Origin of the sequence: Fructilactobacillus sanfranciscensis, from assembly GCF_029023685.1 — a bacterium.
GTDB classification, from domain to species: domain Bacteria; phylum Bacillota; class Bacilli; order Lactobacillales; family Lactobacillaceae; genus Fructilactobacillus; species Fructilactobacillus sanfranciscensis.
The window spans coordinates 550,244-563,781 of sequence record NZ_CP118925.1; the positions used below are offsets into that span (position 1 = coordinate 550,244).

Consider the following 13,538-nt stretch of genomic DNA (forward strand, 5'->3'; position numbering starts at 1 on the left):
TTAGGATGGATAAGTTATGAAATATTTTGGAACAGATGGAATTCGTGGAGTTGCAAATCAAGAATTAACTCCAGAACTTGCATTTCGTGCCGGACGAGCAGGAGGCTATGCTTTAACTAAACGTAGTTCCGAAGCTCATCAACCTCGAGTTTTAGTTTCTAGAGATACGAGAATTTCAGGTCAAATGTTAGAAGATGCATTGGTAGCTGGATTATTGTCAGTTGGAATTGAAGTTATTCGACTTGGAATAGTTACTACTCCTGGAGTTGCATACTTAGTACGTGATCAAAGCGCGGATGCAGGGGTCATGATTACTGCTTCACATAATCCTGCTGAATATAATGGAATTAAATTTTTTGGTGGAGACGGATATAAGTTATCTGATGAAATTGAAGAAGATATTGAAGCCATGCTTGAAAGTGATGTTGATAATTTACCACGTCCTTCTGCAGAAGGGTTAGGAACCGCTGCTGCATATAATGAAGCTGGTCAAAAATATCTTCACTTTTTAGCCCAAAGTATTCCGGATAATTTAGAAGGAATTAAAGTATCTGTTGATGCTGCTAACGGTGCAACTAGTGCATTAATGCCACGATTATACGCTGATTTAGAGCTCGATTTTAAAACCATGGCCACGAAACCTAACGGGATTAATATTAATGATAACGTTGGTTCAACGCATCCAGAACAATTGCAAAAAATGGTTGTGGAAAATGGATCACAATTAGGAATTGCCTTTGATGGTGACGGAGATCGTTGTATTGCTGTTGATGAAAAGGGAAATATTGTTGATGGTGACAAGATTATGTACATTTGTGGAAAATACATGGATGAACATGGTCGCTTGAAACACGATACGATTGTTACTACGGTAATGAGTAATCTTGGTATGTACAAGGCCATGGAAGCTCATGGAATGAAGAGTGTTAAAACCAAAGTTGGTGACCGTTATGTTGTTGAAGAAATGAACAAAAATGGGTACAACTTAGGTGGGGAACAATCTGGACATATTGTTTTTCTTGATTTTGTAACAACTGGTGATGGAATGTTGACTAGTCTTCAATTAATGTCAATTATGAAAGAAACTGGTAAGAAACTTTCTGAATTAGCGGATGAAGTTACTAAATATCCTCAAAGTTTAGTGAACGTAACCGTTAAAGATAAAAAGCATGCCATGGATCCACAACCTGTAAAAGATATCATCACAGAAGTAGAAAAAGAAATGCATGGTGATGGTCGAATTTTAGTTAGACCTAGTGGAACTGAACCTTTACTTCGAGTGATGGTAGAAGCACCTACCCAAAAAGAAAGTAACGAATACGCGCAAAGAATTGCTAACGTAGTTGAAAAGAATAACAAATAAAAACTTTTTAGGAACTTATTCCGATAATTTATCGGAATAAGTTCTTTTTTATAATTTTTATTTTCTTTATTATTTTTTTAATATAAAGTTAACTTTTGTTAATTAATATGTTACTATACAAAACAATTACGGACAGTCGTGTCTGATTAATAAGCATATGAGGAGCGAATAAGAATGAATAATTCCAAGAAAGTTTATTACAAAATGTATAAAGCTGGAAAGAACTGAATTTTTGCAGCAATTACTACGACAACCATCGTTTGTGGGAGTGGTTATTTTGTATCCGCACATGCAGATACAAACCAAGCTAGTCAAGCAGTTGTAAATACAACTAATAATGGTGATGGTTCTAGCAGTACCACTTCAGTAGGTGACGCTGCTAACAATAATGCAGCGGTTACTACACCAGCTGAAAAACCAGTAACTGACAGTCAAAGTAGTAATGATTCAAATCAGCTAATTTTAGCCAAACGACCAACGGCTTAGATTCAACTACTTATATTACTTACAAAGACGCAAATGGCACAGTTGAAAAAGGATTAAATGTAGCCTCAAACCAACCAGCTGTAAATTCTGAATCAATTGTTAATTATGATGACAGTAAAGGCCAAGTAGTTGAACATAGTGAAATTACAAACACTACTGATACTGATCAAGACATTAACTATCTTATTGCCAAAATTTTATGCTTATGGTAATTCTCAAAACTTAGTTACAACTGAAACCCTTGATGAAATTATTAAGAATGCTGGAATTGATATGACCCGTTTTCAAGTATTTCCAGCTTATAATGGTGACAGTTCTAATTTTGCAAATTTAAGACAAATTCAAATTAAAGGAAAGCTAAAGCCAAATGAAAAGCTTGCTTTTAATATTAACCTTCAGGCAAGTGGACTTACTGATCAAGATTTATATAATAATTCTTTTAACAACATTGGTGCTTGGCTTTTCGATAGTAATGTGAATACTGCAAGTACAGCAACCGCATATTTTAGATTTGCTAACCAGGTTAAATCACCAGCTGATAGCGATGCTAAGTACTTAGCAACTTACTATAGTAATGGTATATATACAGTTGCCCCTGAAGATGTTCAAAACATCATTCCTCAAATGAATGCTGATCATGAAATTAGTATCAGTAACTTTGGTCAAGGACCACAAAATGCGCATGATACGAGAGCCTATACTGGAGGTTCATTTTACGTTAATTTAAGTAAAATTAAGGAATATTTGGCTAATTTGGGTTATTCAGTAGGGGTTGGTACTAATGGAAAAGTAGCAGATTATTATGCATATAGAATTTCTGGAACTCAAGCAGACTTAGTAAATCAAAATGGAACTCCTTATGTACCTGGTAAGGATTATACATTCAAATTCGTAAAGTAGTTACTGTTGATCCTGCGGCAAGTGATCAAAATATCCTTACTGGTGACAATTATTCTACAAATGGAATTGAGGTTTATGATCATAAAGGAATAGTTGTTCCTTTCGATTCTACAGATATCAAGGTTACTTCTGATCTTAACAATGAAAAACCTGGAGTTTACCATGTAACCTATACTTATTTACCAGATATGGTTTCTAGAACGTTTGCAGTTAATGTTTTTGAATTAAAAGCTTCAGATGCAACCATTTACGTTGGACAAAAGATTCCAACAGGTGTAGCAGATTATAAAGCTACTGCACTTGATGACAATGGTAATCCAATTCCTGTGACAGTTTCAGTTGATGATAAGAACCAACAAGGTGAATTAGCAAATGAACCTGGTGATTACGATGTAACCTTTACAATCGCTAATGGATTGAAGATCAAAAAGACATTGCACGTACTTAAAGATCGAAGTAGTGTTACTGCAAAGGATATTACAATTCATGCTGGAGATAAAGTTCCTGACGCAAGTGCCTTTGGAGCATCAGTAATTGATGAAGATGGTAAAGCAATTGGCGTAACGGTTGATACTTCAAAAGTAAAATAATGAAGTTGCTGGAACATATCCAGTTAAGATTACTGTAGCAGATGGACAAACCAAAGAAGTTAACATAATTGTTTTGCCAAAAGAAACGCCAGACAATGGTAATGATTCAAATCATAATGGACAAAACTCAGATAATGGCAATGATTCAAACCATAACGGGAAAGCCTCAGACAATGGGAAGGCTTCAGACCATGATTCACAAAATAAAGAAACAAATTTGAATGGTAACAATCAATATCAACAATCAAAAGAAAATTCAAATAACAATCAGAAATCTGGTACTTTGCCAAATACTGGACAACAAAATGCAAGTTTACTAGAGTTAATTGGTGCAAGTATCTTAGGATTTCTTGGATTGATTGGGTTTAAGAAGTTTAAAAAGAATTAATTAATCATTAAAATTTAAGACCCTCAAGCTTTTGGAAATTTTTAGGTGTTAGTAAATAATTCACTATCTTAAATATTTCTAATTATGCCTGGGGGTCTTATTTTCTCTTTTTAAAAAGTTATTTATAAGATTTCGATTTGATTTAATTTTGTGACTTTTAGACATATACCAATTATGACAAAATCATTGACACAAGTTCGGTAAAACACTATTATATTAGTTGTTGCAAAAATAAAAATTAAATGGTATACATCTATACCAATTTTAAAAAGAGGATTTTAATATGTGTGGAGTAGTTGGAGTTGCAGGAAATGATAATGCAACTGAAATTTTAGTACATGGCTTAGAAAAGTTACAATATCGTGGATATGATTCTGCGGGTGTTTTTATTGATAGTGAAAAGGGACCAGACTTTTTGGTTAAAACAACTGGTAGTATTGCTGATCTTCGTAAGAAAATTGGACCAGAAGTTCAAGGTACTTCAGGAATTGGACATACTCGTTGGGCAACTCATGGTGGAGTTACAATCGAAAATGCTCACCCACAATTTTCCGATGATGAACGTTTCTTTTTAGTCCATAATGGTGTGATTGAAAACTTCCAACAACTAAAGAATGATTACCTTCAAGGAGTTAAATTTCACAGTCAAACTGATACTGAAGTAGTAGTTCAATTAATTGACAAGTTTTCTAAGGAAGGTATGAGTACTAAAGATGCTTTTAATAAAACAATTTCTTTATTAAAAAATTCTTCATATGCTTTTATTTTAATGGATAAAAAAGAACCAAATACTTTATACGTTGCCAAAAATAAGAGTCCTTTATTAATTGGATTAGGCGATGACTGTAACGTGGTTTGTTCTGATTCAATTGCAATGTTAGACGTCACTCATACTTTTATGGAAATTCAAGATGGTGATGTTGTGATTGTCAAACCAGATAGCGTCGTGGTGATTGATGCTGATAACAATGCGGTTGAACGGGAACAATTTGAAGTTGACGTTGATCCAAGTGACTCTGAAAAAGGTGTTTATCCATATTACATGCTTAAGGAAATTGACGAGCAACCCAATGTAATGCGAAAACTTTCTAAAAAATATTTAGACGAAAATGGAACTCCAGTAATCGATGAAAAATTATTGGATGTTATGAAAAATTCTGATCGAATTTACATCGTTGGAGCTGGTACCAGTTATCATGCTGGACTAGTAGGGAAGAAACAATTAGAAACTTTGACTGGCATTCCTACCGAAGTTCACGTTGCGTCAGAATTTGCGTATGAGAAGCCAATCTTTTCTAAGAAACCTTTCTTTTTATTCTTATCTCAAAGTGGAGAAACTGCTGATAGTCGCCAAGTATTAGTTAATGTTAACAAGGATCATTATCCAAGTTTAACCATCACAAACGTTGCTAATTCAACTTTATCTCGTGAATCAGACTTTACTTTATTATTAGATGCTGGTCCTGAAATCTCTGTTGCTTCAACTAAAGCCTATACTGCTCAAATTGCTTTAGAAGCAATTTTGGCTAAAGCATTGGGGGAACATCTTGGAGATCAACGAGCACAAGACTTCGATCTTAAAGCACAATTAAGTTTGGTTGCTCAAGGAATGCAAACTATTGTGGATGAAAAAGACAAAATTGATGAAATTTCACAAGATTATTTTGTTAATGCCACTCAAGCATTTTACATTGGTCGAGGAATTGACTACACAGTTTCACTAGAAGCTGCCTTAAAATTAAAAGAAATTTCATATGTTCATTCTGAAGGATTCGCTTCTGGTGAATTGAAACATGGAACAATTGCTTTAATTGAAGATGGAACTCCAGTTATAGGAATTATTACTCAAGGATTCACTGCGGGATTAACTCGGAGTAACTTGATGGAAACCGCAGCTCGTGGTGCTAAGACGTTAACCATTGTGAGAAAGAGTCTTGCACAAGATGATGATACTTTTGTAATTCCCGATGTTGATGAACTATTAACACCACTTCTTAGTGTAATTCCAGCCCAATTATTGGCTTATTATACTAGTTTAAACAAAGGATTGAACGTTGATTTACCGCGAAACCTTGCCAAGAGTGTTACTGTAGAATAGAATTAAGTTTTAAAAAGAGAATTGTGAAAACAATTCTTTTTTTGTAGCAAAATTGAGGTGAATAAAATGAAATTTACAAAACGCAACAAACAAAAAAAGCACGATCGAAAAGAAGAAACTTGGAATAAATTTAAAGACCAACAAAATAAATTAAACGCCAATCGAAAAGGCGTTAAGTCAGTCACTAAACAACATTGGTAAAATAGTGGAGAATTAAATGACAAAAAAGAGTAATGAAACATTAACTTTAATTGAAGAAATTACTAGACTTGATGATAGTAAATACTTAGAAATTAGTAACATGGTGCAAAATGGTCGGGCTGAATTAGCGGCAGAACGAGGTTATATCAAGCAAGTTCGCATTTTACAAATTAATATTCCTCATTCAATTCATGTGATTAATTACGAAAATTATATTAACGAAAATTATGAAATGCCTACGGAAGCTATGACCAAATTCACGGAATGGAAAAAGACTCCTGAAATGGATAAAGAGTTTTCTGCTATTTTACACGAAAACCATATTGGGTAATTTGTGAAACCGTTTTCTTTACCGTACTCGTTGAATATGGGATAATATAAAAAAAGAGTTGGAGGAGTAGCAATGATGATTGAAAAGTTTTTAGTTGGTACATATACTAAACATCAAAGTCAAGGTATCTATCAAATTGAATTAGATACTGACAAAAAAGAATTACAAAATGCTGAATTGGTCGCCAAGGCAGGTTCACCAACTTATGTGGCTGAATCAAAGGCTCATAAAGTTTATGCGATTGATAAAGAACTTAAAAATGATAAAACAGTGGGTGGTTTGTTAGCTTTTGACAGTGCTAACATTCCCTTTAAAGAAATTCAGGATGTAACTGAAGAAGGTAGCAGTCCTGCCTATGTAACTGTCGATGAACTTCATCAGAATGTTTATACGGCTAATTACCATACTGGAAATGTCCACGTTTTTAAAATTAACGATGATGGAACCTTAACTGAAACTGACCGAATTCATGATATTGGGGAAGTTGGTCCCCGTCCTGAACAAGCTAGCGGTCCACATCCTCACTATATTGATTTAACTTATGATAATCGGATTGCGGTTTGTGATCTTGGATTGGATAAGGTTTATCTCTATGATTTATCAGATCAAGGCAAACTTCATTTAGTTAGTGAAACTACAATGGAACCTGGTTTTGGTCCTCGTCACATTCAATTTGTCGAAAAAACTGGTAAAGCATATCTAGTTGGTGAACTTTCAAGTAAGCTAGCTGTCCTTGACTATAATGAAGAAACTGGTGAATTAGCGGTTCAACAAATCGTCTCAACAATTCCGGCAGAATGGACCTCTCATAATGGAGCTGCTGCAATTCGCATTTCTAATGATAATCGCTTTGTCTATGTTTCAAATCGAGGCAATGACAGTTTAGCAGTCTTTGAAATTCAAGAAGATGGAAATGTAAAATTAATTCAATTAATTTCCATTGAAGGTGAATTTCCGCGTGATTTTACTTTCAATAGTGATCAAAAATTTGTGGTAGCAGTTAACCAAAATACTAATAATGCAACCTTGTACCAACGAAATGTTGATACAGGTAAATTAGCGATGATTCAAAAAGGTTTTTCAGTTCCAGAGGGAACTTGTGTAATGCTTAGAAAATAAATTTAAAAGAAGTTATTATCATGGCTGAAAGTGATGTAGAAATTGCAATTCAAGGAAAATTAGACAAAATTTTTGCTGATTATCCCTTAACTCCTCGTTTGGAAATGCTAAAAATTGAAATCAAACGGACATTGATGCAAGATGCTGCTGTAAAGGTTACCGATGGGGCAGAACCCGTCGATGCAGTTCGTGAAGCTTTTCAAGATTTTGGTGATTTACGTCATCAAATTAACGAAGTGCTTTTTACTTCAAATAAATAATTGCAAAATTAAGTTTGGTATTGTATATTTTAAATAAGATAAATATGACAAACAGTGGAATAGTAGCTTAGTTGATTTCTATGTAGCGAGTTAAGGATAGTGAAAGCTTAACTAGATTTCTAAGTGAACAACATCCCAGGTTATTTTGGTTGAAAGGCCAACGGTTGCAGCTCGTTAACGTTGTAAATAAGTTGGTTTATTAATTTAAACAATTTGGGTGGTACCGCGAAGATTTCGTCCCTTGTAGACGGAGTCTTTTTGTTTTGTCAAAAATTAAAGGAGAGATTATCATGAAGGACGTTTTAGTAAAAGATTTATATACTAAGCCACGTGATTTTGGCGATGAATCAATTACCGTTTCTGGTTGGATTCGGACCACAAGATCATCAAAGAAAATTGCGTTTATCGAATTAAACGATGGGACATACATCAAGAATATTCAGGTAATTGCTAAACGAGATGGTTTAGATAATTATGAAGATGTAACTAAATTACCAATTAGTTCAACCTTAAAAGTTACTGGTAAATTAGTTGAAACACCTGATGCTCAACAACCATTTGAATTACATGCAGAAGCAATTGACATTGAAGGGGTGTCAGATCCAGACTTTCCGCTTCAAAAGAAAGCTCATTCACTTGAATATTTAAGAACAATTGCACATTTACGTCCTCGGACAAATACTTTTTATGCGGTCTTTAAGATTCGTTCTTTAGCAGCATTTGCGATTCATGAATACTTACAAAAAAATGGTTTCGTGTACGTTAATACTCCTATCATCACAAGTAGTGATACTGAAGGAGCCGGAGAAATGTTCCGTGTAACGACTTTAGATGATCAAGACACACCTAAAACGGATGATGGTAAAAATGATTACAGTAAAGACTTCTTTGGTGAAGAAACTAATTTAACCGTTAGTGGACAACTTCAAGTTGAACCATTTGCCTTAGCATTTAGAGATGTTTATACTTTTGGGCCAACTTTTAGAGCCGAAGATTCACATACTAAACGTCATGCTGCTGAATTCTGGATGATTGAACCAGAAATGGCTTTTGCTGAACTTCCAGCTGTTTTAGATCGTTCTGAAGGACTTTTGAAGTATGTTGTTCAATACTTATTGGAGAATGCTTCAGAAGACTTACAATTCTTAAATGATAATGTTGACCACGATTTGTTAGATTTACTACACAAAACAGTTGATGAAGATTTTGCGAGAATTACTTATACAAAAGCAATTGAATTATTAGAAAAAGCGGATGTTGACTTTAAATTCCCAGTTAAATGGGGAATTGATTTTAACTCTGAACATGAACAATACTTAGCTGAAAAAGTATTTGGTAAACCAGTTTTCGTTACTGATTACCCACGTGATTTCAAAGCCTTTTACATGCGTGATAATGAAGATGGTAAGACTGTTGCTGCTGTTGATTTACTAGTTCCTCGAATTGGTGAATTAATTGGTGGAAGCCAACGTGAAGAACGTGAAGATGTCTTAGAAGCTAAAATGAAAGAATTTGGGTTACCACGTGAAGAATACGAATGGTACTTAGACCTTCGTAAATATGGTGGAACAAAACACTCTGGTTTTGGAATTGGTTTTGAACGTCTTTTAATGTATGTTACTGGAATGGATAACATTCGTGACGTGATTCCTTATCCTCGAGTTCAAGGTAGTATTAATTTCTAAAAACATTAAAGAACGCAATTTGCGTTCTTTTTTTATGGCTAAAATTATAGTATAATGTAATTTGTAATAATTATAATATAGACTGATTTTGAAAGGGATGTAATTTATGGAAACAAAACACGCGATGAGTCCCTTAACTCGTTTCTTGTTTATTGCAACGATGTTAATTGGAACTTTTACGATGTCCATTAGTCAATCATCGTTATCAACTGCTTATCCAACTTTAATGACTTACTTTGGAGTTTCAGCAGACACGATTCAATGGTTAACGACTGGCTTTATGATTGTCATGTGTATTACGATGCCAATCAGTCCATGGCTATTAAATAATATGAGTTTTAAACGCTTATTTGCCTTAGTATTGATATTATTTGATTTTGGGACTTTAATTATTTATCTGGGAAATAATTTTCCGATTGTAATGCTTGGACGTGTGATGGAAGCTGCTGCCGTTGGGGTACTTTTCCCTTCATATCAAACAGTATTACTAGAAATTACCCCCGAGAAAAAACGGGGAACCATCATGGGAGTAGCTGGATTAGTCATGGGTTCAGCTTTAGCATGTGGTCCAATTATTTCAGGAATTGTGTTGCACTATACCACTTGGAGAGGACTATTTGTTTTCTTCATGACCGTAATTACTTTGATATTGATTGTTTCATTTTTCGTTATGAAAGATGTGATGGCAAGAAAAGAAACTAAGCTAGATTGGTTATCAATTTTCTATACTTTAGGTTTAGTTGGGCTACTTTACTTCATCTCTGAAATTGGACGTGGAAACGCTAACTACACTGAATTAGGTATTATTCTAGTAGTTTCATTAGTAATGCTTACTTTGTTCGTTTATCGTCAACTTCACATTAAGAATCCGTTATTAGATCTTTGGGTAATGAAGAGCTTTAATTATGATCTATCAGTTCTCTTAACTGGGTTTTCTTACATTTCTTTAATTGTGGTAACGATTATTTTCCCTCTTTATTACCAACAAGTTCTTCACGTGTCACCATTTATTTCTGGAATGGCATTAGTTCCAGGTGCAGCTTTACTTAGTTTTTTAAATCCGCTAACTGGAACTTTAGCTGATAAGTTTGGTTTTAAATCAACTATGATTTTTGGAATGTGTATGATTGTGATTGGTTGGGGATTATTAACATGCTTACATTTAACAAACATTTGGGGCATGATCTTAATTGCCATGTTAATTGAAGGTGGAAACGCGTTCGTTATGATGCCTGCGGTTACCTTGGGTGCCAACTCACTTCCTGATGAATTAATTTCACATGGGACTGCGGTAATCACGACAATTCGTCAAGTGCTAGGTTCAACTGGTGTAACAGTAGCCACTTTAATCCTAGTTAACTTCACTAAGATGGCAAGTAATTCAGGTAAATCGTTACCAGTTGCCAATCAATTCGGTTTTCACGCTGTATATATCACTTTCTTTGTAATTTCCATTATTGGTTTAGTTATTGCAATGATGATTCGGAATACGAAAAAAGATAGTAAATAATTCTAAGTTTGTGCTATTATAAAAATAAATAAGACAAAACAGGCCGTTATTTTAATGGCCTGTTTTTTAAGGGAGAATTTAAATGACAGTTAAAACAAAGAAACACCGAATCAAAAAAGTATTTACTTATCTCTTTTTATTTATTTTGTTGGTAGTAGGTTTGTGTCTAACCTTTAATTCTCAAATTGAAAGTTTTTGGTTAGGAATGCGATCTGAACAAAAAGTAAATAGTTTGACAAAATCTGAAATTAAAAAAGGAAAAGCAAAATCTGGAAATTATAATTACAAAGCGGTTTCTGCCGTTTCTGCTAAATCAATTATGGAGAGTGAAAAGGCAAGCCATGAAAATGCCATTGGTAAGATTAAATATCCTGCTGTTGGAATCGATTTGCCAATTTATAAGGGATTGAATTCGGAAACACTCTTTTTAGGTGCAGGAACTATGAAACCTAATCAAAAAATGGGTCAAGGAAATTACGCATTAGCAAGTCATCACATGGATGATCCTAAACGTTTATTTTCGCCATTAACTAAGGCAAAAAAAGGCCAGTTGATTGAAATTTCAGATTTGAGTAAAACTTACAAATATAAAGTTACCAGTGTTAAGAATGTTAATGAAAAAGATGTTGGTGTGGTAAATGATGTACCTGGTAAAAAGCAAGTTACTTTAATTACTTGTACTAAACCAATCCCTGGAATTACCGAAAGAATTGTTGTTACGGGAGAATTAATTAAATGATGCATTATAAATATTTGATTCAAAAAAGATAATTTTTAACTCAATTGATTTTAAAAGAGAACTTACAAAAATCGTAAGTTCTCTTTTTTGTTAATTCAATTCTTATTCTGCTGAAATTAAATTTACACTTATAATTTCAGGTAACTCATTAATTTCGTCTAACATTTCATGTAGCGATTCACGGAGTTGATGAGTATCAATTGTAAAATTAATGACTGCTTCTTTATGAATTGGAAGAGTCATGTTGATTGTGATTACACTCGCATCATTTTTTGATATGACAGTTAAGATTTTACTCATGACACCATACTGGTCGTTAATACGCACACTGAAAATTACTTTTTTACTTAACTCACTGTCATCATAGTCAGAGATTAAACCTCTATATTTATAAATTACATCGCGACTGATTCCAATTTGTTTCGCGGCATTACTGATACTCTTAGCTTTTCCGGAGTCTAATAATTTATATGCTTTGACAACTTTCGGTAAAATAGTTGGGAGGAGTTCTTTGTTAACAATATATTTTTTAGCGATTGTAATTCATCTCTTTTCTGAGGATAAGTTATTATAATTTAATAATAATATGTTTATTTTTTAAAAACAAGTGATATTAGAAAATGAACATAAAATATCAATATTGTTATAAAAAATATGGAAAAATTTACTTTTACTTAAAATTCATGTATTCTTTAAAAAACTAAAGGACGAATATCATGAATAAAAATGAAAAAATTAAGCTGTTAGCTGACTTAGTTGCAATTCGTTCCATGAATGACAATGAAGAAGCTGTTGCCGAGTATTTAGCGGCCTTTTTGGACAAGTACGGGATTGAGTCTGAAATTGTCCAATATGCCACCGCATCGAGCTAATCTAGTGGCTGAGATTGGAAACGGACACCCAGTGCTTGCATTTAGTGGACACGAAGACGTGGTTGATGCTGTTGGTGACTGGAACACTGAGCCTTTTCAACTAACGGGAAAATATGGCAAATTATATGGTCGCGGAACTTGCGATATGAAAAGTGGAGTAGCTGCCATGATAATTGCCATGATTGAATTGAAGCAAAGTGAAATGCCTTTTAAGGGAACCATTAGACTTTTAATCACTTTAGGTGAAGAAGTGGGTGAGTTTGGAGCGGAACAATTAACGGAACAAGGTTTCATGGATGACGTTGATGGTTTGATTATTGGGGAACCAACTGGCTACAAAATTTGCTATGCTCATAAAGGTTCATTAGACATTAAATTAAAAGCGATGGGTAAAATTGCTCATAGTTCAATGCCAGATTTAGGTAATAATGCTTTGCAAAATATGCTTGATTTAGTAACATTGATTAATCAAGAAATTGGTGATACTGAAATTGTTGACCCAGAAACTGGTAAATTTTTATTTAACTTCACTGTTATGCAAGGGGGAACTCAAGTTAATTCGATTCCTGGAACGACTGAAGTTCAGTTAAATTCACGGACAATTGATGACTTTAGCAATAAAAAAGTAATTAACATCATTGAGAATACAATTAAACAATTAGAAAAAACTGATCCAAAATACCAATTTGATATGGAAATTTTAATGAATTTACCACCAGTTGATGGTGATAAAAATAATTCATTGATTAAACTAGGGCAGAAAATTGGGGAAGCAGTAACTGATCAAAAGATTCCCTTATTCGGTGGATCATATACGACAGATGCGGCTAAGTTTTTGGTCGATAAACCGGATGATTTTCCAATGATTATTTTTGGACCTGGTAACCAATCATTACACAGTTCCAATGAATACATTGATGAAAGCATGTATTTTAATTTTATTGAGATTTATAAACAGCTCATGATTGAAGGACTAAAATAACGCCAAATTAAAAG

15 protein-coding genes and 1 other annotated feature are annotated in these 13,538 nt (G+C 33.8%); of the genes, 14 read left to right on the plus strand and 1 reads right to left on the minus strand.

Going from position 1 to position 13,538, the window contains the following annotated elements; translation table 11 throughout:
* The first annotated feature begins 16 nt into the window (after positions 1–16).
* The 12 genes from glmM (at position 17) to PY770_RS02850 (ending at position 11,670) form a co-directional block, all read left to right on the plus strand.
* Positions 17–1,363, plus strand: a complete 1,347-nt coding sequence (gene glmM / locus PY770_RS02795; protein WP_103429133.1) for a phosphoglucosamine mutase — start codon at positions 17–19, stop codon at positions 1,361–1,363.
* Positions 1,364–1,987: 624 nt separating this feature from the next.
* Positions 1,988–2,749 carry a hypothetical protein gene (locus PY770_RS02800; protein ID WP_146039153.1) on the plus strand — a complete coding sequence of 254 codons (762 nt, stop codon included), beginning with the start codon at positions 1,988–1,990 and terminating at the stop codon, positions 2,747–2,749.
* Positions 2,737–3,339, plus strand: coding sequence for a bacterial Ig-like domain-containing protein (locus PY770_RS02805; RefSeq protein WP_225362462.1), 603 nt, complete (start codon positions 2,737–2,739; stop codon positions 3,337–3,339). Before PY770_RS02800 ends, PY770_RS02805 begins: the two co-directional genes overlap by 13 nt.
* 73 nt (positions 3,340–3,412) lie before the next feature.
* The gene (locus tag PY770_RS02810; protein ID WP_275046070.1) at positions 3,413–3,727 is read left to right on the plus strand and encodes an LPXTG cell wall anchor domain-containing protein; all 315 of its coding nucleotides are present in this window, start codon (positions 3,413–3,415) and stop codon (positions 3,725–3,727) included.
* Between the two features lie 283 nt (positions 3,728–4,010).
* Positions 4,011–5,825, plus strand: coding sequence for a glutamine--fructose-6-phosphate transaminase (isomerizing) (glmS, locus tag PY770_RS02815; RefSeq protein WP_103429129.1), 1,815 nt, complete (start codon positions 4,011–4,013; stop codon positions 5,823–5,825).
* 66 nt (positions 5,826–5,891) lie between these two features.
* Positions 5,892–6,026, plus strand: coding sequence for a hypothetical protein (locus tag PY770_RS02820; RefSeq protein ID WP_014081844.1), 135 nt, complete (start codon positions 5,892–5,894; stop codon positions 6,024–6,026).
* A gap of 16 nt (positions 6,027–6,042) precedes the next feature.
* Complete coding sequence (locus PY770_RS02825) at positions 6,043–6,357, plus strand: hypothetical protein (RefSeq protein ID WP_056958252.1); 315 nt, start codon at positions 6,043–6,045, stop codon at positions 6,355–6,357.
* 75 nt (positions 6,358–6,432) lie between these two features.
* Entirely contained in the window at positions 6,433–7,476 is a 1,044-nt protein-coding gene (locus tag PY770_RS02830) for a lactonase family protein (protein ID WP_103429167.1), read from the plus strand.
* 20 nt (positions 7,477–7,496) lie between these two features.
* On the plus strand, positions 7,497–7,736 hold the full coding sequence (locus PY770_RS02835; RefSeq protein WP_103429128.1) for a hypothetical protein: 240 nt from the start codon (positions 7,497–7,499) through the stop codon (positions 7,734–7,736).
* A 40-nt stretch (positions 7,737–7,776) separates the two neighbouring features.
* Positions 7,777–7,981 (plus strand) — a binding site (T-box leader).
* Between the two features lie 45 nt (positions 7,982–8,026).
* Entirely contained in the window at positions 8,027–9,421 is a 1,395-nt protein-coding gene (gene asnS / locus PY770_RS02840) for an asparagine--tRNA ligase (protein ID WP_103429127.1), read from the plus strand.
* Between the two features lie 106 nt (positions 9,422–9,527).
* Positions 9,528–10,931, plus strand: coding sequence for an MFS transporter (locus PY770_RS02845; protein WP_103429126.1), 1,404 nt, complete (start codon positions 9,528–9,530; stop codon positions 10,929–10,931).
* A gap of 82 nt (positions 10,932–11,013) precedes the next feature.
* Positions 11,014–11,670 (plus strand): class A sortase, encoded by a 657-nt coding sequence (locus PY770_RS02850; RefSeq protein WP_103429125.1) that lies wholly within the window; start codon positions 11,014–11,016, stop codon positions 11,668–11,670.
* Between the two features lie 102 nt (positions 11,671–11,772).
* On the opposite strand, the gene PY770_RS02855 is transcribed toward PY770_RS02850, so the two are convergent.
* Positions 11,773–11,997 carry an ACT domain-containing protein gene (locus PY770_RS02855; RefSeq protein ID WP_144011133.1) on the minus strand — a complete coding sequence of 75 codons (225 nt, stop codon included), beginning with the start codon at positions 11,995–11,997 and terminating at the stop codon, positions 11,773–11,775.
* Positions 11,998–12,386: 389 nt separating this feature from the next.
* On the opposite strand from PY770_RS02855, the gene PY770_RS02860 reads away from it, so the two are divergent.
* A complete protein-coding gene (locus PY770_RS02860; RefSeq protein WP_163601606.1) occupies positions 12,387–12,542 on the plus strand; it encodes a hypothetical protein in 156 nt (51 codons plus the stop codon).
* A 4-nt stretch (positions 12,543–12,546) separates the two neighbouring features.
* Entirely contained in the window at positions 12,547–13,524 is a 978-nt protein-coding gene (locus tag PY770_RS02865; protein ID WP_275046071.1) for an ArgE/DapE family deacylase, read from the plus strand.
* Positions 13,525–13,538: the final 14 nt, after the last annotated feature.

What these genes read in the sequence shown, in the direction of transcription:
- glmM (WP_103429133.1), top strand. Translation starts at nt 17, where the DNA reads ATGAAATATTTTGGAACAGATGGAATTCGTGGAGTTGCAAATCAAGAA.
- glmS (WP_103429129.1), top strand. Translation starts at nt 4,011, where the DNA reads ATGTGTGGAGTAGTTGGAGTTGCAGGAAATGATAATGCAACTGAAATT.
- PY770_RS02820 (WP_014081844.1), top strand. Translation starts at nt 5,892, where the DNA reads ATGAAATTTACAAAACGCAACAAACAAAAAAAGCACGATCGAAAAGAA.
- PY770_RS02825 (WP_056958252.1), top strand. Translation starts at nt 6,043, where the DNA reads ATGACAAAAAAGAGTAATGAAACATTAACTTTAATTGAAGAAATTACT.
- PY770_RS02830 (WP_103429167.1), top strand. Translation starts at nt 6,433, where the DNA reads ATGATTGAAAAGTTTTTAGTTGGTACATATACTAAACATCAAAGTCAA.
- PY770_RS02835 (WP_103429128.1), top strand. Translation starts at nt 7,497, where the DNA reads ATGGCTGAAAGTGATGTAGAAATTGCAATTCAAGGAAAATTAGACAAA.
- asnS (WP_103429127.1), top strand. Translation starts at nt 8,027, where the DNA reads ATGAAGGACGTTTTAGTAAAAGATTTATATACTAAGCCACGTGATTTT.
- PY770_RS02845 (WP_103429126.1), top strand. Translation starts at nt 9,528, where the DNA reads ATGGAAACAAAACACGCGATGAGTCCCTTAACTCGTTTCTTGTTTATT.
- PY770_RS02850 (WP_103429125.1), top strand. Translation starts at nt 11,014, where the DNA reads ATGACAGTTAAAACAAAGAAACACCGAATCAAAAAAGTATTTACTTAT.
- PY770_RS02860 (WP_163601606.1), top strand. Translation starts at nt 12,387, where the DNA reads ATGAATAAAAATGAAAAAATTAAGCTGTTAGCTGACTTAGTTGCAATT.